The 23,477-nt window shown below is 60.5% G+C and carries 21 protein-coding genes and 1 pseudogene; 12 read left to right on the top strand and 10 right to left on the bottom strand.

Annotated features, from left to right (window positions below; translation table 11 throughout):
* Nucleotides 1–29 precede the first annotated feature (29 nt).
* The 3 genes from ypfJ to AC06G5_RS26440 form a co-directional block, all read right to left on the bottom strand.
* The gene (gene ypfJ, locus AC06G5_RS26450) at nucleotides 30–896 is read right to left on the bottom strand and encodes a KPN_02809 family neutral zinc metallopeptidase (protein WP_413424605.1); all 867 of its coding nucleotides are present in this window, start codon (nucleotides 894–896) and stop codon (nucleotides 30–32) included.
* A 137-nt stretch (nucleotides 897–1,033) separates the two neighbouring features.
* Nucleotides 1,034–1,867 carry an aldo/keto reductase gene (locus tag AC06G5_RS26445; RefSeq protein ID WP_413424607.1) on the bottom strand — a complete coding sequence of 278 codons (834 nt, stop codon included), beginning with the start codon at nucleotides 1,865–1,867 and terminating at the stop codon, nucleotides 1,034–1,036.
* Nucleotides 1,851–3,599 carry an FAD-dependent oxidoreductase gene (locus tag AC06G5_RS26440; RefSeq protein WP_413424609.1) on the bottom strand — a complete coding sequence of 583 codons (1,749 nt, stop codon included), beginning with the start codon at nucleotides 3,597–3,599 and terminating at the stop codon, nucleotides 1,851–1,853. The genes AC06G5_RS26445 and AC06G5_RS26440 overlap by 17 nt, the downstream gene beginning before the upstream one ends.
* Nucleotides 3,600–3,773: 174 nt before the next feature.
* On the opposite strand from AC06G5_RS26440, the gene AC06G5_RS26435 reads away from it, so the two are divergent.
* The 4 genes from AC06G5_RS26435 (at nucleotide 3,774) to AC06G5_RS26420 (ending at nucleotide 7,692) form a co-directional block, all read left to right on the top strand.
* Nucleotides 3,774–4,550, top strand: coding sequence for an IclR family transcriptional regulator (locus tag AC06G5_RS26435; protein WP_413424611.1), 777 nt, complete (start codon nucleotides 3,774–3,776; stop codon nucleotides 4,548–4,550).
* Nucleotides 4,551–4,790: 240 nt separating this feature from the next.
* Nucleotides 4,791–5,846, top strand: a complete 1,056-nt coding sequence (locus AC06G5_RS26430) for a Gfo/Idh/MocA family protein (protein WP_480458568.1) — start codon at nucleotides 4,791–4,793, stop codon at nucleotides 5,844–5,846.
* Between the two features lie 2 nt (nucleotides 5,847–5,848).
* The gene (locus AC06G5_RS26425; RefSeq protein WP_413703982.1) at nucleotides 5,849–6,664 is read left to right on the top strand and encodes a sugar phosphate isomerase/epimerase family protein; all 816 of its coding nucleotides are present in this window, start codon (nucleotides 5,849–5,851) and stop codon (nucleotides 6,662–6,664) included.
* Between the two features lie 149 nt (nucleotides 6,665–6,813).
* Entirely contained in the window at nucleotides 6,814–7,692 is an 879-nt protein-coding gene (locus tag AC06G5_RS26420; RefSeq protein ID WP_413703983.1) for a DMT family transporter, read from the top strand.
* A gap of 62 nt (nucleotides 7,693–7,754) precedes the next feature.
* Here AC06G5_RS26420 and AC06G5_RS26415 read toward each other — a convergent pair whose 3' ends face one another.
* Nucleotides 7,755–9,092, bottom strand: coding sequence for an MFS transporter (locus tag AC06G5_RS26415; protein ID WP_413424619.1), 1,338 nt, complete (start codon nucleotides 9,090–9,092; stop codon nucleotides 7,755–7,757).
* A gap of 268 nt (nucleotides 9,093–9,360) precedes the next feature.
* Between AC06G5_RS26415 and quiC the strand changes: the two genes are divergently transcribed.
* Nucleotides 9,361–11,262: a 3-dehydroshikimate dehydratase QuiC gene (gene quiC, locus AC06G5_RS26410; protein ID WP_413703984.1), complete on the top strand. Its 1,902-nt coding sequence runs from the start codon at nucleotides 9,361–9,363 to the stop codon at nucleotides 11,260–11,262.
* A gap of 102 nt (nucleotides 11,263–11,364) precedes the next feature.
* Nucleotides 11,365–12,042 carry a TetR/AcrR family transcriptional regulator gene (locus tag AC06G5_RS26405; protein ID WP_413424623.1) on the top strand — a complete coding sequence of 226 codons (678 nt, stop codon included), beginning with the start codon at nucleotides 11,365–11,367 and terminating at the stop codon, nucleotides 12,040–12,042.
* A gap of 56 nt (nucleotides 12,043–12,098) precedes the next feature.
* On the opposite strand, the gene AC06G5_RS26400 is transcribed toward AC06G5_RS26405, so the two are convergent.
* The 3 genes from AC06G5_RS26400 to AC06G5_RS26390 all read right to left on the bottom strand — a co-directional run bounded on the left by AC06G5_RS26400 (nucleotide 12,099) and on the right by AC06G5_RS26390 (nucleotide 14,451).
* The gene (locus tag AC06G5_RS26400; protein WP_480458567.1) at nucleotides 12,099–12,953 is read right to left on the bottom strand and encodes a shikimate dehydrogenase; all 855 of its coding nucleotides are present in this window, start codon (nucleotides 12,951–12,953) and stop codon (nucleotides 12,099–12,101) included.
* Nucleotides 12,954–12,958: 5 nt separating this feature from the next.
* Complete coding sequence (aroQ, locus tag AC06G5_RS26395; protein WP_480458566.1) at nucleotides 12,959–13,399, bottom strand: type II 3-dehydroquinate dehydratase; 441 nt, start codon at nucleotides 13,397–13,399, stop codon at nucleotides 12,959–12,961.
* A gap of 140 nt (nucleotides 13,400–13,539) precedes the next feature.
* Nucleotides 13,540–14,451 carry a LysR family transcriptional regulator gene (locus AC06G5_RS26390; protein ID WP_413424627.1) on the bottom strand — a complete coding sequence of 304 codons (912 nt, stop codon included), beginning with the start codon at nucleotides 14,449–14,451 and terminating at the stop codon, nucleotides 13,540–13,542.
* A gap of 226 nt (nucleotides 14,452–14,677) precedes the next feature.
* Between AC06G5_RS26390 and AC06G5_RS26385 the strand changes: the two are divergent.
* A pseudogene (locus AC06G5_RS26385) lies at nucleotides 14,678–15,107 on the top strand (DUF4160 domain-containing protein).
* Nucleotides 15,104–15,574, top strand: a complete 471-nt coding sequence (locus tag AC06G5_RS26380; protein ID WP_480458565.1) for a DUF2442 domain-containing protein — start codon at nucleotides 15,104–15,106, stop codon at nucleotides 15,572–15,574. Before AC06G5_RS26385 ends, AC06G5_RS26380 begins: the two are co-directional and overlap by 4 nt.
* Nucleotides 15,575–15,604: 30 nt before the next feature.
* Here AC06G5_RS26380 and trmA read toward each other — a convergent pair whose 3' ends face one another.
* Nucleotides 15,605–16,684: a tRNA (uridine(54)-C5)-methyltransferase TrmA gene (trmA, locus tag AC06G5_RS26375; RefSeq protein ID WP_480458564.1), complete on the bottom strand. Its 1,080-nt coding sequence runs from the start codon at nucleotides 16,682–16,684 to the stop codon at nucleotides 15,605–15,607.
* Nucleotides 16,681–17,976 (bottom strand): NCS2 family permease, encoded by a 1,296-nt coding sequence (locus AC06G5_RS26370; RefSeq protein WP_008004270.1) that lies wholly within the window; start codon nucleotides 17,974–17,976, stop codon nucleotides 16,681–16,683. Before AC06G5_RS26370 ends, trmA begins: the two co-directional genes overlap by 4 nt.
* Before the next feature lie 223 nt (nucleotides 17,977–18,199).
* Here AC06G5_RS26370 and AC06G5_RS26365 point away from each other — a divergent pair, with 223 nt between their 5' ends.
* The gene (locus tag AC06G5_RS26365) at nucleotides 18,200–18,646 is read left to right on the top strand and encodes a DUF4879 domain-containing protein (protein WP_413424635.1); all 447 of its coding nucleotides are present in this window, start codon (nucleotides 18,200–18,202) and stop codon (nucleotides 18,644–18,646) included.
* 71 nt (nucleotides 18,647–18,717) lie between these two features.
* On the top strand, nucleotides 18,718–19,269 hold the full coding sequence (locus tag AC06G5_RS26360; protein WP_413424637.1) for a DJ-1 family glyoxalase III: 552 nt from the start codon (nucleotides 18,718–18,720) through the stop codon (nucleotides 19,267–19,269).
* Nucleotides 19,270–19,275: 6 nt separating this feature from the next.
* Here the strand turns inward: AC06G5_RS26360 and AC06G5_RS26355 are convergent, their stop codons facing one another.
* A complete protein-coding gene (locus tag AC06G5_RS26355; protein WP_413424639.1) occupies nucleotides 19,276–20,526 on the bottom strand; it encodes an MFS transporter in 1,251 nt (416 codons plus the stop codon).
* Nucleotides 20,527–21,025: 499 nt separating this feature from the next.
* On the opposite strand from AC06G5_RS26355, the gene AC06G5_RS26350 reads away from it, so the two are divergent.
* Nucleotides 21,026–22,462, top strand: a complete 1,437-nt coding sequence (locus AC06G5_RS26350) for a cytochrome ubiquinol oxidase subunit I (protein WP_110657142.1) — start codon at nucleotides 21,026–21,028, stop codon at nucleotides 22,460–22,462.
* Nucleotides 22,463–22,465: 3 nt separating this feature from the next.
* Nucleotides 22,466–23,473, top strand: coding sequence for a cytochrome d ubiquinol oxidase subunit II (cydB, locus tag AC06G5_RS26345; protein ID WP_413424641.1), 1,008 nt, complete (start codon nucleotides 22,466–22,468; stop codon nucleotides 23,471–23,473).
* Nucleotides 23,474–23,477 lie beyond the last annotated feature (4 nt).

The following is a 23,477-nucleotide window of genomic DNA, read 5'->3' as shown; positions in this document are numbered from 1 at the left end:
CACATTGGCGGCTTCACAGGCGGGTGCGCTCACAGGTTCGCGGCGGCGAAGGTGTCGCATGCTTGCGGCAGGCCTGTGGCGAAGCCGGTCTTGAACCAGCTTGCGCGCTGCTGCGACGTGCCGTGGCTGAACGTCTCTGGCCGAACGGGAGCGTTTCGGGAGCGCTGCAAGTAGTCGTCACCAAACACGGTTGCGGCATGCAGGGCGGCTTCAATATCACCAGGTTCCAGCCAGTCCAGACGCTGTTGTGCATGGTGGGCCCAGACACCGGCCAGGCAATCTGCCTGCAATTCCGCACGGACTTCCAGGCCACCATCGCCAGTGACGGGTTGCTGGTCCAGCAAGGCCTGTTCGAAGGGGCTGGAAAGACCCAGTTCCAGTTGCACGTGATGGCCTATTTCGTGACCGATGATGTAGGCCCGTGCGAAGTCGCCGACCACCGAAAACTGTTGTTCCAGCTTCGCGAAGAATTGCAGATCGAGATACACCTGCTGGTCGTCCGGGCAATAGAAAGGGCCGCTGGCGGAACTGGCGAAGCCACACGCTGAGGTCACGTCGTTGTCGAACAGCGTCAGCGTGGGAGGCGGATAGTGCCGTCCCGTTTGCGCAAAGAGTTGTTTCCAGGTGTCTTCGGTATCGCCCAACACTGACTGGACGAACATGAGTTGCCGATCTTCGTCGGGCTCTATCGCGAGGGCGGCGGGTGGGTCAAGCATGTCGAAGGGTGTCAGTGAGAGCTCATCCGGTGTCGTACCGAGCGTCGAGTAAAGCCCTGCACTTGCCAGTGCTACGGTTGCCAGTGCGGCGGCAAGGTTTTTCCCTGTGAGTGTGCGGGCATCCTTGCCCTCCCGGGTGTCGTTCACGTTTTCGCTGCGTCTTGCCTTGTTCCATAACATGTTTGCGGTCTCTCATGGATTGATGGGGCGGGTATCGCCGTATCCATGAATAACCGCAGAGGGAAAAGTGGTGTGGGACAAATGTGTAAGTCTTGGTAAGGCCGCGGTCGTTGCCGGTCGACCGTGGCCATCTACGGTTATTCGTCGAATGCATCCCACACCGGCGCAAACTCAGGGCTGACCAGACGCTCGCGTTTGGACAGGCTGGCGATCAAGGCACGGTCTTCGTCATCCAGTTGCACATCCAGCGCCGAAAGATTGGCCAGTTGATTGGCCTCGCTGCTGGCCTTGGGGATCGCGGCCACATTGGGTTGATCGAGCAGCCATTTGAGCGCGACCTGGGTCGGCAGTACGTCGTGTTTCGCGGCGATCTGCTGGATGGCGGGAATCTGCGACACCTTGTTGCGTGCCAGTGGCGTGTAGGCCGTCAGTGCAAGATCGTGTTGACGGGCGTAGTTGAGCAGAGCGTTTTGTCCGAGCAGCACGTGGTACTCGACCTGTAACGCCGACAGGGGCGCTCCCAGTTCTTCGACGACTTTGCGCAACAAGGGCAGCGGAAAGTTCGCCACGCCAATGTTGCGCGCCAGGCCTTGTTCCTTGAACGACACCAGGGTGTCGATGGTGCGCGGCAAATCCCAGTCGGTGGCTGGCCAATGGAGCATGAACAGGTCGACGTATTCGCTGCGCAGGGCTTTGAGGCTACGGTCCATGGAGTGGCGCATGGCGTCGGGTTGCAGCTGGTCCCACCAGACTTTGGTCGTGACATGGATTTGCTCGCGGGGTGTCGGACTGTTCGCCAGCGCCTGACCGACTGCGTCTTCGTTATTGTAGGCCGCTGCCGTGTCGATGTGCCGGTAACCCAAGGCCAGAGCCTGCTCCACGGCACGGGTGCATTCCTCGCCGAGCATTGGCCAGGTGCCGAGGCCGAGTTTCGGCATGTTCAAACCCTGTGTGTTAACGATGTGCTGCATGGTCGATCTCCTTTTCATAAGCAGTGACGCCTGCGATATGGCGCGCGGCGATGTAGCCGAAGGTCAGCGCCGGGCCAAGATTGATGCCGCCAGCGGGGTAATGACCGCCCATGATGCTCGCCATGTCGCCGCCCGCCGCATACAGCCCGGCGATGGGCTGCGCCGCGTCGTCCAGGACCTGGGCATGTGGGTTGACCTTGAGCCCGGCGAAGGTGCCGAAGCAGCCCGGCTGGACCTTCACGGCATAGAACGGGCCTTGTTCGATTGGCGCGACACATGGGTTGGGTTGTTGTAATGCGTCACCCTGCTTGCGGTTGTAGGGCGTGGAGCCACGACCAAACTGCGGGTCCTCGCCGTTGCGCGCATGGCGGTTGTAGTCCGACACGGTGGTGCGCAAGCCGTTCGGGTCGATACCGCAGGCTGTGGCCAATTGCTCGAGCGTGTTGCCGGTTTTCAGATAGCCGCTGCGGATGAAGGGCGACAGCGGCACCGGAAATGGCCGAGAGATGCCCAGACCATAACGACGCTGAAAGCCATGGGTGCAGATCAGCCACGAGGCCACTTCCTCACCCTGTGGGGCAGCGGCGACCATGGCCGTTACGTAGTCGTAGTAGCCGTTGGCTTCATTGACGAAGCGCTGGCCGTTGCTCAGCACACCGATGATGCCTGGTTTGCCGCGCTCGATGATATGCGGGAAGTGTCCCGTGCTGCCGTCGCTGTGCGGCACTTGAGAAACCGGCGCCCAGGCGACGGCAGATGCCATGTCGGTATTCACCCGCGCACCGGCGCTTTCGCCCAGGCGCAGGCCATCGCCGCAAACACCGAGGGGCGGCAAGGCCAGATGCTCATGTCCGGTCGGTGTGCGGGGGAACAGTGCCTTGCGGCGCTCGATGTCATTGGCGAAACCACCCGCTGCGAGCACTACGGCCTTGCGTGCATGGATGCGTACCGAGCCTTTGGCGGTGCTGACCACAGCACCTCGTACCTGATTGTTCTCGCGCAGCAATCGGGTCACGGGCGCGGACTCCCAGAGCAGCACGCCGAGGTCGTCCGCGGATTTTGCCAGGCGCGCCACCAGTGCCACGCCGTTGACCAGTTGCATCGCCCGGCCATGGACGACGAGGTCGAACAGGTGTCGGCTGAAGCGCCGCGTAACGTGCCAGGCCGCCGACAGTGAACGAGTCAGGTTGAGGAATGCCGTGAGATCCGCCCCCGCCATGATCGGCATGCCCATGAACGAAGTTTCCCGCATGGTTTTGCGAAGACGCCTGAGCAGCTTGCCGACTTTTCGTGCGTCGTAAGGGGCAGCGATTACCGAGCGTCCACCGGTGCCTGCTCCGGGTGTGTCGCCATGAATGTCGGCAATGGCGTTGCCGTCGGCGAATTGCAGCGTGGTGTGCTGCTCGAAGAACGACACCATTCGCGGGCCGGCCTCCAGGAAAGCGTCGATCATCGCCGGATCAAAGCGCTCGCCCAGTTCGTGCTTCAGATAAGTGCGAGGCCGTTCAACGTCTTCGACGATGCCCGCGCGCCGGGCCAACGGGTTGCAAGGCACCCAGGCCCAGCCGCCGGACCAGGCCGTGGCACCGCCGAACACGGGGTCCTTTTCTGCCACTATGACTTTCAGCCCATGCCACGCGGCGGTCACTGCCGCCGACAGTCCCGCCGCACCGGAACCAACGATCAGCACATCGCAGTCGATGTCGGGAAGGAAGTGCGCTTGGGCAGGCATTGTTTGAACTCCGGTGTTTATTTTTTTGGAATCGGATTCCATAAAATATAAGAATCAGAGGAGGCTGGAAAAGTCTTGAGGGCATAAAACGGGCGGTTATCGAACAGTCAGTTCCAGATTTCGCATTCGATCGGATGTCTTCTAGAATCGAGCAAATTTTGTGTGGAAGTGACCATGGCCGGCAGTCAGATCGAACGTGTTTTCAGTGTGCTCGAAAGCCTCACCAGCGATCCCCGTGGCCTGCCGATGCAGACGCTGGCGGAGCAGCTGGATATCCCCAAGAGCGCGACCCATCGCCTGTTGGCCGAGCTGATCCGCCTCGGTTATGTGCGACAGAACCCGGAGAGTTTGCGCTATCACCTCTCCACCAAACTGGTGGCGATGGGCTTCCGTTACCTGTCGAGCAGCGGTGCCGATATCGTGCAGCCGGTGCTTGACCGACTGGCTCAGGAAACCGGCGAGCTGGTACGCCTCGGTGTGATCGACGGCGAGCGTCAGACCTGGATCGCCAAATCCCAGGGCGCTCGCTCGGGTCTGCGTTACGACCCGGACATGGGCCGTGATGCGCCATTGTTTTACACCGCCTCGGGACATGCGTGGCTGGCGTGCATGAGCGATGCCGAAGCCTTGTCGCTGGTGGAGCGGCAGGACGCGCAGGTGCCGGACCATGTGGGGCCGAACGCGCCGCGCTCCAACATCGAATTGCTCGAACGCCTGCGTCTGGCGCGGGAGCAGGGCTACGCCTGCGTCGAGGAAAGCTCGGCGGTGGGGACTTCGGCCATTGCGGCGGTGGTGCGCCATCCCGCGGATGGGCGGGTGATCGGCGTGCTCAGCGTTGCCGGGCCGAGCGCGCGGATGCCGGGGGCGCGGCTGCATGAGCTGGCGCCGTTGTTGCTGGCGTACACCGAGGAGTTGTCGGCGGCGAGCCTGGCGTCGGAGTTGTTCAACTAAGGCCGCCGAAATCCCTTGTGGGAGCGGGCTTGCTCGCGAAAGCGGTGTGTCAGCTGAAATCAATGGTGCCTGACACAGTGCATTCGCGAGCAAGCCCGCTCCCACATGTTGAGCAGCGTTCAAGTTGAGAAGCTGTGCGCTGTTCGAACACTTTCAGGGTTGGTCTGTGTAAGAATCTGGAACTCGGTTCTAAATTATTGGAATTCATCGCTCCAATAACACTGACAAGAGGACCGCATCTTGAATTCACCCCTTCGCATCGCCTTGATCGGTGCAGGCAACATGGGCCAGCAGCATTACCAGCATCTGCAATCCATGACCGAAGCGACCTTGTGCGCCGTAGCCGATCCCGGAACGCAGGCGGCAAGTCTTGCGGCTGAATGGGACGTGGCTTATTTCGCCGATTATCGTCAGATGCTGGAGCAGGCGAAGCCGGACGCCGTCATCGTCGCCAACCCGAACACGCTGCACGTCAGCACGGCCCTCGATTGCCTCGCGGCCGGTGTGCCGGTACTGCTGGAAAAGCCGGTGGGTGTGCACCTGGATGAAGCCCGGGAGTTGGTGGCTGCCTCGAAGGCGAGTGGGGTTCCGGTGTTGGTCGGCCATCACCGTCGCCACAATCCGCTGATCGTCCGCGCCCACGAACTTATCCACAGCGGCGCATTGGGCCGGTTGACCACGGTCACGGCGCTCTGGCAGCTACGCAAGCCCGACAGCTATTTCGAAACACCCTGGCGTCGCGAGGCCGGTGCGGGGATGTTGTTGACCAACCTGATCCACGACCTCGATCTGCTGCGGCACTTGTGCGGCGAGGTGCGTCAGGTTCAAGCCATTACCAGCAACGCCATACGCGGGTTTGCCAACGAAGACTGCGCGGCGGTGTTGCTGCAATTCGACAACGGTGCGCTGGGCAGCCTGACCGGCTCGGATGCGGTGGCCGCACCCTGGAGTTGGGAACTGGATTCAGGAGAGAACCCGGTTTATCCGCGTCACGCCGATCAACCCTGTTACTTGTTGGCCGGAACGGGCGGGGCGCTGAGCATTCCGCAACTCAAGCACTGGCACTACACGCAAGCCGATGGCGGATGGCATCAACCGTTGCTGGCGACCCAGGAAAGCTTCAGTGCCGAAGAGGCCTTGCGTCTGCAGTTGCAGCATTTTGTGCGTGTTGCGCGTGGGGAAGTCGAGCCGTTGGTGAGTGCCGCCGATGCCGCACGTACTTTGGCGCTGATCGAAGCCATCCGCGAAGCCGCCGAAACCGGTCGTGCCTGCACGCCATCCCTGGTCGAGGGCTGACCATGAGCGAACGAGTCTTCTCCCTGGCCAGCCTGACTGTGCTGGAGCTGTCACCGCCCGACATGGTCGAGGTCGCCGCGCGGGCCGGCTACAGCCATGTCGGTTTGCGCCTGGTACCGGCGACCCCTGAGGAACACCATTTTGCCTTGGTGGCCGACAGCGAATTGCGGCGCCAAACCCTGGCGCGTCTGCGCGATACCGGTATCGGGGTGCTGGACGTCGAAATCCTGCGTCTAAAGCCGGAGACCGTTGTTGCCGACTTTGAGAAAATCCTGGAGGTGGGTGCCCAAATGGGGGCCAGTGAATTGCTGGTGGCCGGCAACGATCCTGATGAACAACGGCTGACGGAGCATTTTTCCGAACTCTGTGATCTGGCGGCACTCTATGGGCTGCACCCGCATCTGGAGTTCATGCCCTGGACCGATGCGCGCAATCTTCAACAAGCCGTGCGAATTGTAGAAAACGCCGGGCGGGAAAACGGCGGCGTGTTGGTGGACGCCTTCCACTTCGATCGTTCGGGATCGCGGCTGGAAGATCTGGCCAAAGTTGCTCCCTCACGGTTACGGTATGCACAGTTGTGTGACGTCGCAGGACTGCGGCCGAACGATATGGCGGAGATCTTGCGCCAGGCGCGTAACGAACGGCGTTTTCCCGGCGATGGCGATTGTGATCTGCAGGGGTTGTTGGGGATTTTGCCGACTAACATTCCATTGAGCCTGGAGATTCCCACCGTGCAGTTGCTGGAGCGGGGCGTGAGTGGTTTGGAGCGGGCGCAGATGGCGCTGGATAAAACCCGGGAATTGTTGGCGCGGCTGTAATCGGTGCTGCACACCTATCGCCTGTAGGAGCGAGCACGCTCGCGATGGTCGTCAACGATGATGATGGCTGCCTGGATAAACACGGCGCCCTCACGTCCATCGCGAGCAAGCTCGCTCCTACAAATTAAGGATGTAAAAAAGGAAACCCAATGACCGTCAGCACCCCGCTTTCCGGCGTCAATCAGCCCTTCAAAGGGATCTTGCTGATCGTTGTCGCAACCTTCCTGTTTTCCACCCACGACGCCTTTTCCAAATACCTCTCCGGTTTCTATCCCATTGTCATGGTGGTCTGGGCGCGCTACGTGGTTCACACCTTGTTGATGGCCGGGATTTTCCTGCCGCAATCCGGGCTGCGGGTCCTGCGTACCAAACGGCCATTGCTTCAGGTGATCCGGGCGCTGTGCCTGCTGGGCACCAGTCTGTTTTTCACCACGGGGTTGATGTACATCCCGCTGGCCGAGGCCACGTCGGTCAACTTCCTGGCACCGGTACTGGTCACCGCTTTGTCGGTGCCGCTGCTGAAGGAGCGAGTGACGCGTGGGCAATGGCTGGCGGTGATTTGCGGTTTTATCGGGGTGCTGATCATCGTTCACCCGGGGGGAGATCTGTTCACCCCGGCGGTGCTGCTGCCGTTCTGCTCGGCGCTGTTTTTCTGTTTCTATCAACTGTTGACGCGCAAGCTCAGCGAGATCGACAGCCCGACCACCAGCAATTTTTTCGCGGGCTTGTGCAACACGCTGGTGATGAGTGCGCTGGTGCCATTCTTCTGGCAGACGCCGAACCTGATGCATGGCGCGATGATGGTGGCGCTGGGGACCTGCGGGATGACGGCACACCTGTTTTTGACCCAGGCGTTCCGTCTTGCTGCACCGGCACTGCTGGCGCCGTTCAGCTATTGCCAGATCATCTTTGCCGGCCTGCTGGGCTGGCTGCTGTTTTCCCATACGCCGACACTGACCACCGTGATCGGTATTGCCGTGATCTGCTGCAGCGGGCTGGCGGCGGCCTGGCAGCAAAGCCGTCGCTAAGCTCCGGCAAATCGCAGACAAAAAAAGCGCAGGCCCGAGATCGGGCCTGCGCCGAGGGAACGTCAGCCTTCTACTTGCGGAATCTTGCGCGGTGCCATGAAGTACATCCAGGTCAGCGCGATGAAGTACATCGCCGGGATCAGGGTGAACAGCACGGTGTAATTGTTGTTGGTGACGGTCAGGATATGGCCGACCAACTGGGTCATGAACATCCCGCCAATCGCCGCACACATGCCGCCGAAGCCGAATACCGTGCTCATCATGTGCTTGGGCGTGTAGTCCATCACCAGGCTCCAGATGTTTGCGGTCCAGGCCTGGTGTGCGCCGATGGCCAGGGAGATGGCGAATACGGCGACCCACAGATTGCTGGAGCCGGCGGCCATGATCACGCCAATGATGCAGCAGGCGAACAGCAGCATCGACATCAGCCGCGCCTTGATCGGGTTGACCCCGCGACCGATCAGGAACGAGGAGAGGATGCCGCCGCCAACGCTGCCGAAGTCGGCAGTGAGGTAGATGATGATCAGCGGAATGCCCATCTGGGTCACGTTGATGCCCAGGTTGTATTGCTGATTGAGGAACGGCGGCAGCCAGTACAGGTAGAACCAGAACACTGGCGCGGTGATCGAGTAGGCGAGGGCGAAGGCCCAGGTGCCGCGCATGCGCAGGATTTTCGAGAACGGCACGCGGGCTTGTTCCGGCTCGACTTCTTTCTGGATGTAGTCCAGCTCCGATTGTTTGACGCTCGGATGCTCTTCCGGGTTGAAGTACTTCAAGCCCCAGAACAGCAGCCAGATCCCGCCCAGTGCCGACATGCACAGGAACGCGGCCTGCCAGCCCCAGGCGTGGAGGATCAGCGGCAGCAGCATCGGAGTGAACATCGCACCGACGTTGGTCCCGGCGTTGAAAATCCCGGTGGCCACGGCGCGCTCGCCGGCCGGGAACCACAGGCGGGTGGTTTTCACGCAGGCCGGGTAGTTGGCGGCTTCGGTCAGGCCGAGGATGAAGCGGCAGACCATAAAGCCGGCCGCCGAAGTGGCCAGGCCATGAGCCCCGGTCGCCAGGCTCCAGAGCAGCACGGCGCAGAAGAACACGCGTTTCACACCGACCCGGTCGATCAACCGGCCCTGTAGCACGAAGCCGATGGCGTAACCCACCTGGAACCAGAAGTTGATGTTGGCGTAATCCATCGCCGTCCAGCTCATTTCCTTGGCCAGGATGGGCTGCATCACGCCCAGTGCGGCGCGGTCGATGTAGTTCAGGGTGGTGGCGAAAAACACCAGCGCCAGCATGCCCCAGCGGGTTTTGCCGACCGCCATGGCGCCGCGGATTTTGTCGCCGATGCCACCGGCAGTGACGTTCATGGCCGGAGCCATGCGTGAGCTTTGGGAAGGAATCATGTGTACCACCCGTTTTTTGAATTTGTTATTTGGTGTTCTGGACATCGCGGCCGGTGCTGCGTGTCCGGACTTAATGTGAGGACGATGTTGGGCATTGGACAAAAAATCGTCAATTCGCCAACTACCATTTTGTTCGATAATCGAACACAAAACTAACCGGATAGTACACTTTGCATTGCTCAATACATGGGCCAGCTCAATAATTCCCTCACTCTTTTAAAAGCGGCGCAAATTCCCTGTAGCCGAAGCCTCCACCGGGAGCCGAAATATGCAGCGTTCCATTGCCACCGTATCCTTGAGCGGTACCCTGCCGGAAAAACTCGAAGCCATTGCCGCCGCCGGGTTCGACGGTGTCGAGATTTTCGAGAACGACCTTCTCTACTACGACGGCAGTCCACGGGAAATTAAACAGATGTGTGCCGATCTCGGGATCGCCATCACCCTGTTTCAACCGTTCCGTGATTTCGAAGGCTGTCGGCGTGATCGGTTGTCGCGCAACCTGGAACGCGCCGAGCGCAAGTTCGACCTGATGCAGGAGCTGGGCACCGACCTGGTACTTGTGTGCAGTAACGCCTCGGCCGAGTCCATCGGTGATGAACAGATTCTGGTCGACGATTTGCGGCTGCTGGCCGAGCGTGCCGGGGCACGCGGCCTGCGCATCGGTTATGAAGCGCTGGCCTGGGGTCGACATGTGAACACGTATCAACAGGTGTGGAATATCGTGCGTCAGGCCGATCACCCAAGCCTCGGCGTGTTGCTGGACAGCTTTCACACGTTATCGCTCAAGGGCGATCCCAGTGCTATCGCCGAGATTCCCGGCGACAAGATCTTCTTCGTGCAAATGGCCGACGCGCCGATCCTGGCCATGGACGTACTGGAGTGGAGCCGGCATTTTCGCTGCTTCCCGGGCCAGGGTGAGTTCGACTTGCCGGGGTTCCTCGCGCCAATCATCAAGAGCGGGTACACCGGGCCATTGTCGCTGGAAATCTTCAACGATGGCTTCCGCGCCGCACCGCCACGAGCCAACGCCGCCGACGGTTTGCGCTCGTTGTTGTACCTGGAAGAGAAAACCCGCGAGCGTCTGGCGCAGCAAGCCACGCCTGCGGCCAACCCCGGGATTCTGTTCGAAACCCCCAAGGCCAGCGAGTACAACGGCATCGAGTTTCTCGAATTCGCCGTGGACGAAAGCCTCGGCGCCAAGCTCTCCCATTGGCTGGAGCGACTGGGGTTCGTCAAGGCCGGGCAGCATCGTTCCAAGAGCGTCAGCCTGTTGCGCCAGGGTGATATCAACCTGATCCTGAACTCGGAGCCTTACTCCTTCGGCCACAGCTTTTTCGAAGCCCACGGCCCTTCGTTGTGCGCGACCGCGGTGCGGGTCAAGGACAGCGCGAGCGCATTGGCCCGTGCCGTGGCCTACAAGGGCCAGCCCTATCGCGGGCTGGTCGGCCCCAACGAATTGGAGCTGGCGGCGGTGCGTGCGCCGGATGGCAGCCTGATCTATCTGGTGGATCAGCACGCCGATGTCTATGGCACTGACTTCAATCTTTATCCGCAAGCGCCGGTCAACGGCGGTCTGAAACGCATCGACCACATGGCGATGGCGCTGCCGGCCGACAGCCTCGACAGCTGGGTGCTGTTCTACAAGAGCCTGCTGGATTTCGAGGCGGACGATGAAGTCGTGCTGCCGGATCCTTATGGTCTGGTGAAGAGCCGTGCCTTGCGCAGCCGCGACAGCTCGATCCGCCTGCCGCTGAACATTTCCGAAAACCGCAACACCGCGATCTCACACGCGCTGTCGAGTTATCGCGGCTCCGGTGTGCATCACATCGCGTTTGATTGTGATGACATCTTTGCCCAGGTCAGCCGTGCAAAAGAGGCGGGCGTGCCGCTGCTGGATATCCCGCTCAACTACTACGATGACCTGGCGGCGCGGTTCGACTTCGACGACGAGTTCCTCAGCGAACTGGCCTACTACAACGTGTTGTACGACCGCGACGCCCAGGGCGGTGAACTGTTTCATGTGTACACCGAGCCGTTCGAGGGACGATTCTTCTTCGAAATCATCCAGCGTAAAAACGGTTATGCCGGCTACGGCGCGGCCAACGTCGCGGTGCGGCTGGCGGCCATGGCCAAATCCCGTAGCGGCGCATTACGTCAGGCGAAGTTGTAGGAATTTCGTAAACGCGGGATTAAACGTGGGCTGTGCGGCTTCCTTCACCGTGTCGCGCGGCCCATAATCGCCAGCCTGTGCAGTGATGGCCGTGAGCCCGCAATGACAATGAATTCAGAACTCCCCGCAGCCTCCGTAGAACCAGGTGCCGAGCCGCGCAAGAGTCGCAAGAACAACCCGGAAAAGACCCGCGAAAACATCCTGCAGGAGGCGATAGTCGAATTCGTCCAGCAGGGGCTTTCCGGTGCTCGCGTCGATGCCATCGCCGAGCGCATCCACACCTCCAAGCGCATGATCTATTACTACTTCGGCAGTAAGGAACAGCTCTACGTCGAGGTGCTGGAGAAACTCTACGGCGATATCCGCAGCACCGAAAATCGCCTGCATCTGGCGGAGCTGGCGCCGGTCGAGGCGATTCGGCGGCTGGTGGAGTTCACCTTCGATCACCATGACCGCAACGTCGATTTCGTGCGCATCGTCAGCATCGAGAACATTCACAACGCCGAGTATGTGAAGCGCTCCGATGCGATCAAGGCGATGAACAACACTATCCTCGATTCACTGGGGGAGATTCTGCGTCGCGGCGCCGAGCAAGGGCTGTTCCGTGCCGGTCTTGACCCACTGGATGTGCACCTGCTGATCAGTTCGTTCTGCTTCTATCGCGTCTCGAACCGCCACACCTTTGGTGAGATTTTTCAGATCGACCTGCCGGACGAACGCATCAAGCAGCGTCATCGGGAGATGATTTGCGAGTCGGTTCTGCGCTACCTGCAGGCGTGATTGAGCTGTGTGAATCGGCTTTGCAGGAGCCGGCAAGCTGACTCCTGCAAGTCGCGTCAAACATTCATACTTTGAAAATGCGTCAGCATTCGCTGGGCATCCGGCACCACGCCGCTGAACAACTCGAACGCCTTCACCGCCTGAAACACTGCCATGTTGCCGCCATCCAGCGTTCGGCAACCGAGGGCGCGGGCGTTGCGCAGCAGTTCGGTTTCCAGCGGGAAGTAAACGATTTCCGCCACCCATAATTCGGCTCGAAGCAACTCGACCGGCACCGGCATGCCCGGCAGTTTTTTCATGCCCATCGGCGTGGTGTTGACCAGGCCGTCAGCCTCGGCCAAGGCGCTCGGCAGGTCATACCCGGCTATCGCCCGGCCGACGCCGAAATGCTGATTGAGGTTGTCGGCCAGATCCTGGGCGCGGCGGATGTCCACGTCAAAAATGCTCAGCTGTTGTACACCTTCGCTCAACAAGGCGTGGGCCACCGCTGCCCCTGCGCCGCCGGCGCCCATCTGGACGACACGTTCAACGGCAACGTCCTTCAAGCCTCGGCGAAACCCTTCGGCGAACCCCAGGCAATCGGTGTTGTGGCCGATGCGTTTGCCGCCCTTCAGCACCACGGTGTTCACCGCACCGATGCTGCGGGCTTCCGGCGACAATTCATCGAGCAGCGGGATGATTGCCTGCTTGCACGGAAACGTGATGTTCAGACCGGTGAAGTTCATGCGCTCGGCAGCCATCAGCAAGTCGGGCAGGGCATTGCTGTCGAGTTTCAATGAGTCGAGGTCAATCAAGCGATAGAGGTAACGCATTCCCTGGGCATCGCCTTCGTGCTCGTGCAAGGCCGGTGTGCGGGAAGCCTGGATGCCGGCGCCGATCAGCCCGGCCAGTACCACGTTGTTCTGAGTCACGGCGATCACCCCTTCAAACGATGACTGAAGTGTTCCAGCGCCAGGCGATAGCCGTGACTGCCAAAACCGGCCATCACCGCAGTCGCAATGGCGGATACGAACGAGTGGTGGCGAAAGGCCTCGCGGGCGTGCACGTTCGACAGATGGACTTCGATGACGGGCAGTTCGCTGGCGACCAGGGCATCGCGGATGGCGACTGAGGTGTGGGTCCACGCGGCAGGATTGATGACGATCCCGGCGCAGCGACCGCGGGCAGCGTGAATCCAGTCGAGCAGTTCGCCTTCATGGTTGGTCTGGCGGAACTCCACTGCCAGGCCGAACTCCTCGGCGGCGCGCCCGCACAGGGCCGAAATGTCTGCCAGGGTTTCGTGGCCGTAAGTCGCCGGTTCACGGGTGCCGAGCAGGTTCAGGTTCGGGCCGTTGAGCACCAGAACGATAGGGGACATCGGAATCTCTCCACTTATTATTTTTGGAATCGACCGAGGTTTTCGGCCTGTGGAGATAAATTGTACTAACTAGTTAATTCGGTCAATTGCAGAGAAGGCACGCTGACGGTTTGTGGGCGATGATCGGACACTTTCGCTGTTCAGCGTGGCAGATGCTCCACCAGAAAATCAATGAACGCCCTCAAGCGCAGCGGTACATGACGACTTTGCGGGTAAAGCAAAGTGAATGGCCGCGAGCGTCCGCCATACGGCTTGAGCACTTCCACCAGCGAGCCGTCGGCCAGTTCCTTTTCAACGATAAAACGATAGGTCTGAAACAACCCCGCCCCGTGTTTGGCCAGGGTCACACCGCCCAGCACATCGTCGGAGCAACTGAGGTTGCCCTCGGCCAGAATCTCCCGGGGCACGCCTTCATCGTTGAACAGCCAGGCAATGCGTCGGCCGCTGCTGGGCAGTTCGTACTGGATGCATTCGTGGTTTTCGAGGTCGTCGAGGGTTTGTGGAGTGCCGGCCCGTTTCAGGTAATCAGGGCTGGCGATCATCACCAGGGCGGCATCTTCCAACTGTCGGGCGATCAGGCCAGAATCCGGGATGGCTCGCACACGAATCGCCATGTCGTAGCCTTCGCCGACGAAATCGATGTTGCGATTGCTGATGTGCGACTCGACCTTCACCGCCGGATAACGCGCGCGAAACTCGGGCAGCAGCGGCAGGATTCGATGATGCGCGTAGGTGGTCGGAATACTGATGCGCAAAGTACCGGACGGCACTTGCTGCTGACCCATCACCTCACGCTGGGCCTCGACCAGTTGTGCCAGGGCCTGACGGCACTCCTCGTAATAGCGGCGACCGCTGTCGCTCAGCTTCACGCTACGTGTGGTGCGCGCGAACAGGCGCACGCCCAGGCGTTCTTCCATGCGCGACACCGAACGGCTCACGGCAGCGGGCGTGACACCTGCCACCAGCGCCGCGGCAGTAAAACTGCCGGCCTCGGCGGCCAGGCAGAACAGTTCAATGCTGCCCAACTGAAGATCGTCGAATTGTCGCTGCATGATTGATTACACCGGGGATCAGATGAAGAAGCTGGATCAGTATTTATCAGGTGCCAGCGCTGTAAAGAAAGGATTTCTTACCAATTCGCGTGGTGTTCCGCAGGTCCGGGAATCGCCAGGACGCTAGCCTGAGGACGGAAGAAACGATTCGACTGCCAATGCCTGTGGTCGGATTTTCCAGGGAATGTCGGATCCACGGATTCATTAACCTAACGGATGGGTTAGCATGAAGGTATGCAGTTTCAAAGGACTGTCGGTAGTGATCATGTTGCGAGACGAGCATTGTCCGCCTCATGCGCATGTGGAAGCGGGTACGTGGAGTGCGAGATTCAGGTTCAGCTTTTGGCACAACGGTGTCGAACATCTGGGATGTTGTTCCGCTTTCGCGTCGGCCACCGTTGGCGGTGCTTGAGGGTTTGCGTCAGTCGCTCAAGCAACCTGCCCATTTGCGGCGCGCCCGGGGTATCTGGTGGCGAAAACTGCAAACGGCCTGCCTTGATAATCAATTGTGGGACTGGCAAAGCAACGAAGTCGTTGTGGTGAAAAGGGTTGTCAGCACCACCAATATGATTGGATCGGCTTGCTACGTACCTGAAGCGAACAAGACAGTGCTGTCTCTGGTCGGCACACAGGAAGGTGTGGAGATTGAGTTATGAAAACGATAAAAGCCAAGGTTCAGACCGATAATCCCGTAACGGAAAGTGGCCTGGACAAAGCCATTGAGCGTGGCGAATTACGCAGAAAAAACAGCCTGCAAGCGACGGCGGTCACTTACCTGCCCCCCTGTCTTGCCGTCAGCTTCGAAGACGGCAGCGGCGTATTGTTGCCCGTGGCCAACTATCCGGAGTTCGATGATTTCGAGGTCGAGGATTTCGCCAGTCTGACTTTCGGCTACGCGGGTACTGCGCTGTGCCATGAAGGCAAGGACCTGCATGTATCTATCGCCGGGATGATTTCTGCGAGCAAGCCGCTGATGGCCATGGCGGCCTCGGTCGTCGCTTCGCGCAATGGTCGCCAGAGCAGCGCCGCAAAGTCTGAAGCCGCGCGGGCCAACGGCAGGAAAGGCGGGCGCCCGCGCAAGGTCGATGTTGTCTTGCAAGTGCCCACAAAAAAGCCGTCGTGAAGACGGCTTTTTTGTGGCTGGCAGGAACCATCAACGCCGGGTCAGCATCACCCCGGACTCCATGTGATGGGTCCACGGGAACTGGTCGAACATTGCGCATCGGGTGATGCGGTGGGTGTCGTGCAGTTGGGCGATGTTGGCTGCCAGGGTCTGCGGGTTGCAGGAGATGTACAGAATGTTGTCGAAACGCCGGGTCAGCTCGCAGGTGTCCGGGTCCATGCCGGCGCGGGGCGGGTCGACGAACACGCTGCCGAACTCGTAGCTCTTGAGGTCGATGCCGTGCAGGCGGCGAAACGGGCGCACTTCGTTCAGGGCTTCGGTCAGTTCTTCGGCGGACAAACGCACCAGGGTGACGTTATCCACCGAGTTTTCGCTGAGATTGCTCAGTGCCGCGTTGACCGAGGTCTTGCTGATTTCGGTGGCCAGCACTTTGCGCACGCGGGTGGCGAGCGGCAGGGTGAAGTTGCCGTTGCCGCAATACAGCTCCAGCAAATCATCGGAGCGATCGCCAAGCGCATCGTATGCCCAGTTGAGCATCTTCTGGTTCACCGTACCGTTGGGCTGGGTGAAAGCGCCCTCTGGCTGGCGGAAACTGAAGGTGCGGCCGCCGACGTCCAGTTGCTCGACCACGTAATCGTGGCCGATCACTTCGCGCTTGCCCTTGGAGCGGCCGATGATGCTGACGTTCAGGTCCGCGGCCAGTTTCGAAGCCGCCGTGTGCCAGTGCTCGTCCAGCGGGCGGTGATAGCACAGGGTGATCATCGCGTCGCCGGCCAGTGTGGTCAGGAACTCCACCTGGAACAGCTTGTGGCTCAGGGCCGCGCTGGCTTGCCATGCGGCCTTGAGTTGCGGCATCAACTGGTTGATGCGCAGGCTGGCGATCGGGAACTCTTCGATCAGGATTGGCGTGCGTTTGTCTTCCTGGGAAAACATCGCGTAATGACGCTCGCCGGCCTCGCGCCACAGGCGGAACTCGGCGCGCAGGCGGAAGTTTTTCAGCGGCGAGTCGAAAACGGCTGGCTCGGGTGCATCGAACGGGGCCAGCAGGCCACGCAAGCGCGTGACCTTTTCTTCGAGCTGAACGGCATAGGCCTGGGAATCAAAAGTCATGCGTTGAACCAACCCAGCTTGATCACGAACAGAATCGACAGGATCACCAGCGCCGGGTTCAGCTCACGGCCACGACCGGACATCAGCTTGATGGCGGTCCAGGAAATGAAACCGAAGGCGATGCCATTGGCGATGGAGTAAGTGAACGGCATCGCCAGCGCGGTGATTACGACCGGCGCAGCAACGGTGATGTCGTCCCAGTCTATTTCGGCCAGGCCGGATGTCATCAGCACGGCGACGAACAGCAGCGCCGGTGCGGTGGCGAAGGCTGGAACGCTGGCGGCCAGTGGCGAGAAGAACAGCGCCAGCAGGAACAGGATCGCCACCACGATGGCGGTCAGGCCAGTGCGGCCACCGGCACTCACACCGGCGGCGGATTCGATGTAGCTGGTGGTGGTCGAGGTACCCAGCAGCGATCCGGCCATGGCCGCGGTGCTGTCGGCGATCAGGGCGCGGCCCATTTTTGGCATGTGACCGTCTTTGCGCATCAAACCGGCACGCTTGGCCACACCGATCAAAGTACCGGAGTTATCGAACAGGTCGACGAACAGGAACGCAAAAATCACGCTGACCAGACCGATGTCCAGTGCGCCCTTGATGTCCAGTTGCAGGAAGGTCGGGGCCAGCGACGGTGGCATCGACATCACGCCGCCGAACGGGGTGAAGCCCATCACGATCGAAACGATGGTCACCACCAGAATGCCGATCAGCACCGCACCGCGCACGGCAAGGGCTTCAAGCGCGACGATCAGGGCAAAACCGAGGGTGGCGAGGATCGGCGCCGGTTGTTTCAGGTCACCGAGGCCGACCATGGTCGCCGGGTTGCTGACCACGATACCGGCGTTGTGCAGGGCGATCAGCGCCAGGAACAGGCCGATGCCGGCAGCAATCGCCGAGCGCAACGGTAGCGGGATGCTGTTGATGATCCATTCACGGATGCGGAAGATCGACAGCAGGAAGAAACACACCGCCGAGATGAACACCGCGCCCAGTGCCACTTGCCAGGTATGGCCCATGTGCAGGACCACGGTGTAGGTAAAGAAGGCGTTCAGGCCCATGCCCGGTGCGAGGGCGATCGGGTAGTTGGCGATCAGGCCCATGGTCGTCGAGCCGATGGCAGCTGCCAGGCAGGTGGCGACAAACACCGCGCCCTTGTCCATGCCGGTCTCGCCGAGGATGCTCGGGTTGACGAACAGAATGTAGGCCATGGCCAAAAAGGTCGTGACGCCCGCCAGAATCTCGGTCCGCACGTTGGTGTTGTGTGCCTTGAGTTGAAACAGCCTTTCCAGCATGTCTGCTCCCCGTGGCGCGCCGGGCGCCGTGAATGTATCGACCTCAACAGCAAAGCACAGGCAGCAGAACGCGCCTGGAAATTACTGTGGGCCGGAAAAAGCCGCGCATCATACCAGTAGCTTGGGAATATGGCTGCTTATGGCGGTGATCGTCGTCGATGTTTTGCGACAAAGCCAAGTGCGCCATACTGCGCGCTGGTTTTTTGGGGTGGATGGGTCCTGCATGAAAAAGCGTCTGGTTGCCGCCTTCGGAGTATGGATGGCGTTGTTTCTCGGGGCGCAAACGGCCGTGGCGGCCTCAGCTCCGCCGCTGACGCAATTGAAAGTACTCAAAGTCGCGTCGCCTTCCTGTGGAGTCGAGAACATCGACGAAGGGCAAACCCGGACCCGCTGCGATCACAATGGCCCGAACATCACGGTGTACGTGCTGGAAGTGGGTTATGGACGCGAGGCCCATGTCGCCCTGGACGGTTTCGAAGTGAATGGCACCCGCACACCGGTCTGCGCGTTCAAGAACGGCAACCTGACCAGTTGCACCCCCGGGGAAAAAACCGTTGGCTATCTGTATGCCCTCGATCTGGCGGGCAAGCAGGAAGGCACGCTGACCTTCAGCAATACTTCGATCAACGCCCCCGGCAACACGATGTCGACGCAGCTTTATATCCAGTAACCAACTCACGTATCGAACAAGGGTCAGGAAAGCTGACTACGCTTACAAGATCATTCCGTGGACAGTGCCCGATGACCTTTAGAGCCTTGATTGCCCTTGCCGAGGGCACCGACGACCTGCAAACCGTGACCCTGATCGACGTACTGCGCCGCGCCAAAGTAGAAGTGGTGGTGGCCAGTATCGAAGGGCGGCGCATGCTCACCTGCGCCCGCGGTACACGCCTGACGTCCGATGCGATGCTGGTGGACTTGCTGGCGCAGCCCTTCGACCTGATCGCCTTGCCGGGTGGTGCGGTGGGTTCGCAGCACCTGGCAGCACACCACCCCCTGCAACAATTGATCAAGGATCAGGCGGCAGCCGGTCGCCTGTTCGCCGGCATCGCCGAAGCGCCTGCCGTGGCGCTGCAGGCCTATGGCGTATTGCGTCAGCGACGCATGACTTGCCTGCCCTCGGCCAGCCATCAACTGTCGGGCTGCACCTTCGTCGATCAGCCAGTGGTGGTCGACGGCAATTGCATCACCGCCCAAGGCTCGGCTGCCGCATTGGCATTTGCCCTGGCGCTGGTGGAACAACTCTGCGGAAACGCCACACGCACGGCGGTGGCGGGGGAGTTGTTGGTTTAGATAACTTCAGGCTTTCGCTTCTTCCTTCTCTTCATCTTTAGCCACGTGCATGCGATCGCGGCTGGCCAGTGTCGGGAACAGTTTGACCCACACCCCGGTCACCACAAGTGTGCCGATCCCGCCCATGACCACGGCTGGCACGGTACCGAACCAGTGGGCGGTCAGGCCTGATTCGAATTCTCCCAGCTGGTTCGAAGCACCGATGAACAGACCGTTCACGGCGCTGACCCGGCCGCGCATTTCGTCCGGGGTTTCCAGTTGAACGAACGAGGCGCGGATCACCATGCTGATCATGTCTGCCGCGCCCAACACCACCAACACCGCCAGGGAAAACCAGAACGAGGTCGACAGGCCGAAGGCGATGGTTGCCACGCCGAAGATGCCCACGGCGGTAAACATCACCCGTCCGACATTGCGTTCCACGGCAAACCGCGCAAGCAACAGCGACATCAGCAGCGCACCCACTGCCGGTGCCGAGCGCAACAAGCCCAGGCCCCACGGGCCGGTTAGCAGGATGTCCTTGGCGAACACCGGCAGCAGCGCCGTCGCGCCGCCCAATAGCACCGCGAACAGATCGAGGGAGATCGCCCCGAGAATGTCCGGACGACTGCGGATAAAGCGAATGCCCGCCAGCAGTGAATCCAGAGTGGCCTTGCCCTTGTTCAGCGGGGTTTGCCGGGCTGGCAGGTTGAGCATCAGCGAACAGGCGATGACATACAGCAGCACCGTCGGACCATACACCCAGACGCTGCCGAAGGCATAGAGCAAGCCGCCGAGGGCCGGGGCGACGATGGTTGCCGATTGCTGGGCCGATTGCGCGGCGGCCACCGCACGGGGAAACAGTGCGCTGGGCACGATGCTTGGCAGCAGGGCCTGGGTGGTCGGCATTTCAAAGGAGCGAGCGCCGCCGAGCAGGAAGGCCAGGATAAAGATCATTTCCCGGGTGACATGGTCGGTCGCGCTGCCGATGGCCAGCGACAGGGCGATCAGTGCCTGCAAGGACTGGCAGATTGCCGCGACCTTACGCCGGTCATAGCGGTCGGCGACGTGCCCGGTGTGCAGCATGAACAGCACGCGCGGGGCGAACTCGACCAGGCCGACCAGGCCCAGGTCAAGCACGTTGCCGGTCAATTGATACAGGTTCCAGCCGATGGCCACGGTGAGCATCTGGAAGCCGCTGGCGGTGAAAATCCGGGCCAGCCAGAACGCGAGAAAAGGGCGATGGTGACGTAACAGCAAGGGCTCTTGGCTGGGCATCTGCGGGAAAATCTGGGGAGAGGGGAACGGCGAGATTAGCATCAACCTGTAACAGGAAGTTGCCATGACAAAAAATTTAGTTAGCCAGACATCGAATTCAGTAGCACTACCAATCCCTGTGGGAGCGGGCTTGCTCGCGAAGAGGACGGCACATCCGGCATTGAAGTCGACTGACACTCCGCCTTCGTCGGAACGCCGCCCGGAGCAAGTCCGCTCCCACAGGAAATGTATTTCAGCTTGTGACCAAGGCCGTGAGGCAACTTGTCACGCGGCAAAAGACCACGCGGTTCATGCCCGAAAATGGGACTACTCTTTCAACGTTGATTGATCCAGATCAAAACCCGCAAAAGGAATTGATCCGGCGGCCGCAAGGCCAGACTCCCTGCGTTGTGATGCGTGCAGAAAAAGAACAAAAAGGGATTCGCCACACTCCATACCCGTGGGGGCCGTGGGTGCAGGCTTCCAGCCGGCAGCCGTACTACCTGACAGAGGAAGACTTATGTTCGGTTTAGAGGCACTTGATCTCGCCCGAATCCAGTTCGCGTTCACCATCTCGTTCCACATCCTGTTTCCGGCCATCACCATCGGCCTGGCGAGTTACCTGGCGGTACTCGAAGGCCTCTGGCTGAAAACCCATAACGACACCTACCGTGACCTCTACCATTTCTGGTCGAAGATCTTTGCCGTCAACTTCGGCATGGGGGTGGTTTCCGGCCTGGTAATGGCCTATCAGTTCGGCACCAACTGGAGCCGCTTCTCGGACTTCGCCGGTTCCGTGACCGGGCCGTTGCTGACCTATGAAGTGCTCACGGCATTCTTCCTCGAGGCCGGGTTCCTCGGCGTCATGCTGTTTGGCTGGAACAAGGTCGGGCGTGGCCTGCACTTCTTCGCCACCGTGATGGTCGCTATCGGTACGCTGATCTCGACCTTCTGGATTCTCGCCTCCAACAGCTGGATGCAGACCCCGCAGGGCTTCGAGATCGTCAACGGTCAGGTCATCCCCACCGACTGGCTGGCCATTATCTTCAACCCCTCGTTCCCCTATCGCCTGATGCACATGGCCACGGCGGCGTTCGTAGCCACGGCCTTCTTCGTCGGTTCCTCCGCGGCCTGGCATTTGCTGCGCGGCAAGGACAACCCTGCGATCCGCAAAATGCTCTCGATGGCCATGTGGATGGCGTTGATCGTGGCGCCGATCCAGGCGGTCATTGGCGACTTCCACGGCCTCAACACGCTTGAGCATCAGCCGGCGAAAATCGCCGCGATCGAGGGGCACTGGGAAAACAAAGGCAATGAGGCGACTCCGTTGATTCTGTTCGGCTGGCCGGACATGAAAGAGGAGAAGACCAAGTTCGCCGTTGAGATTCCGTATCTTGGCAGCCTGATCCTCACGCATTCCCTGGATAAACAGGTGCCGGCCCTCAAGGAGTTCCCGCCTGAAGACCGGCCAAACTCGACCATTGTGTTCTGGTCGTTCCGGATCATGGTGGGCCTGGGCTTCCTGATGATCTTCACAGGGTTGTGGAGCCTGTGGCTGCGCAAGCGTGACACCCTCTATACCTCGCGGCCGTTCCTGTACCTGGCGTTGTGGATGGGGCCGTCAGGCCTGATCGCGATCCTCGCCGGCTGGTTCACCACGGAAATCGGCCGTCAGCCGTGGGTGGTCTACGGCCTGATGCGTACGGCGGATGCGTCGTCCAACCATAGCTTCATGCAGATGAGCATCACCCTGATCCTGTTTGTCGTGGTTTATTTCGCGCTGTTTGGCGCCGGTCTTGGCTACATGATGCGCCTGGTGCGCAAGGGACCGAAGATCGACGAGGGCAAGGAAACCAACGACGGCGGCCCCGGCCAGAAACGCACACCGGCCCGTCCGTTGTCCGCAGCCGACGACGATCACGCCGATGCCGGCCACAGCCTGACCAAGGAGATTTGAATCATGGGTATTGATCTTCCGCTGATCTGGGCCGTGATCATCATCTTCGGCATCATGATGTACGTGGTCATGGACGGTTTCGACTTGGGCATCGGCATTCTCTTCCCGTTCATTCCGGGCAAGACGGATCGCGATGTGATGATGAACACCGTCGCCCCGGTCTGGGACGGCAACGAGACCTGGCTGGTGTTGGGTGGCGCGGCGTTGTTCGGCGCGTTTCCGCTGGCCTATTCGGTGGTGCTCTCGGCGTTGTACCTGCCGCTGATCCTGATGTTGATCGGGTTGATCTTCCGCGGTGTGGCCTTCGAGTTCCGCTTCAAGGCCAGGGATGACAAGCGTCACCTGTGGGACAAGGCGTTCATCGGTGGCTCGATCACTGCGACGTTCTTCCAGGGCGTTGCGCTCGGTGCGTTCATCGATGGACTGCCGGTGGTCAACCGGCAGTTCGCCGGTGGTTCACTGGACTGGCTGACACCGTTCACGATGTTCTGTGGTGCGGCGCTGGTGGTGGCCTATGCGTTGCTCGGTTGCACCTGGCTGATCATGAAGACCGAAGGCAAGTTGCAGGAACAGATGCATGACCTGGCTCGGCCATTGGCTTACGTGCTGCTGGCGGTGATCGGCATCGTCAGCATCTGGACCCCGTTGGCTCACGCAGAAATCGCCGCACGCTGGTTCACCATGCCGAATCTGTTCTGGTTCATGCCGGTGCCGATTCTGGTGCTGGTGACGATGTACGGCCTGATCCGCGCTGTGGCCCGCAACGCTCACTACACGCCGTTCCTGCTGACCCTGGTGCTGATCTTCCTCGGTTACAGCGGGTTGGGCATCAGCCTGTGGCCGAACATCATCCCGCCGTCGATCTCGATTTGGGATGCTGCCGCGCCACCGCAAAGCCAGGGCTTCATGCTGGTGGGCACGCTGTTCATCATCCCGTTCATCCTGGGCTACACCTTCTGGAGCTACTACGTGTTCCGCGGCAAGGTCACCCATGAAGACGGCTATCACTAGCCCC

This window comes from Pseudomonas sp. WT-JTC, assembly GCF_056711565.1.
The sequence above is the reverse complement of the archived record's forward strand: the minus strand, read 5'-3'. Positions and strand labels throughout refer to the sequence as shown.

Coding starts and splice junctions, on each gene's coding strand:
- ypfJ (WP_413424605.1), bottom strand. CDS start 896: ATGTTATGGAACAAGGCAAGACGCAGCGAAAACGTGAACGACACCCGG.
- AC06G5_RS26445 (WP_413424607.1), bottom strand. CDS start 1,867: ATGCAGCACATCGTTAACACACAGGGTTTGAACATGCCGAAACTCGGC.
- AC06G5_RS26440 (WP_413424609.1), bottom strand. CDS start 3,599: ATGCCTGCCCAAGCGCACTTCCTTCCCGACATCGACTGCGATGTGCTG.
- AC06G5_RS26435 (WP_413424611.1), top strand. CDS start 3,774: ATGGCCGGCAGTCAGATCGAACGTGTTTTCAGTGTGCTCGAAAGCCTC.
- AC06G5_RS26425 (WP_413703982.1), top strand. CDS start 5,849: ATGAGCGAACGAGTCTTCTCCCTGGCCAGCCTGACTGTGCTGGAGCTG.
- AC06G5_RS26420 (WP_413703983.1), top strand. CDS start 6,814: ATGACCGTCAGCACCCCGCTTTCCGGCGTCAATCAGCCCTTCAAAGGG.
- AC06G5_RS26415 (WP_413424619.1), bottom strand. CDS start 9,092: ATGATTCCTTCCCAAAGCTCACGCATGGCTCCGGCCATGAACGTCACT.
- quiC (WP_413703984.1), top strand. CDS start 9,361: ATGCAGCGTTCCATTGCCACCGTATCCTTGAGCGGTACCCTGCCGGAA.
- AC06G5_RS26405 (WP_413424623.1), top strand. CDS start 11,365: ATGACAATGAATTCAGAACTCCCCGCAGCCTCCGTAGAACCAGGTGCC.
- aroQ (WP_480458566.1), bottom strand. CDS start 13,399: ATGTCCCCTATCGTTCTGGTGCTCAACGGCCCGAACCTGAACCTGCTC.
- AC06G5_RS26390 (WP_413424627.1), bottom strand. CDS start 14,451: ATGCAGCGACAATTCGACGATCTTCAGTTGGGCAGCATTGAACTGTTC.
- AC06G5_RS26380 (WP_480458565.1), top strand. CDS start 15,104: ATGAAAACGATAAAAGCCAAGGTTCAGACCGATAATCCCGTAACGGAA.
- trmA (WP_480458564.1), bottom strand. CDS start 16,684: ATGACTTTTGATTCCCAGGCCTATGCCGTTCAGCTCGAAGAAAAGGTC.
- AC06G5_RS26370 (WP_008004270.1), bottom strand. CDS start 17,976: ATGCTGGAAAGGCTGTTTCAACTCAAGGCACACAACACCAACGTGCGG.
- AC06G5_RS26365 (WP_413424635.1), top strand. CDS start 18,200: ATGAAAAAGCGTCTGGTTGCCGCCTTCGGAGTATGGATGGCGTTGTTT.
- AC06G5_RS26360 (WP_413424637.1), top strand. CDS start 18,718: ATGACCTTTAGAGCCTTGATTGCCCTTGCCGAGGGCACCGACGACCTG.
- AC06G5_RS26355 (WP_413424639.1), bottom strand. CDS start 20,526: ATGCCCAGCCAAGAGCCCTTGCTGTTACGTCACCATCGCCCTTTTCTC.
- AC06G5_RS26350 (WP_110657142.1), top strand. CDS start 21,026: ATGTTCGGTTTAGAGGCACTTGATCTCGCCCGAATCCAGTTCGCGTTC.
- cydB (WP_413424641.1), top strand. CDS start 22,466: ATGGGTATTGATCTTCCGCTGATCTGGGCCGTGATCATCATCTTCGGC.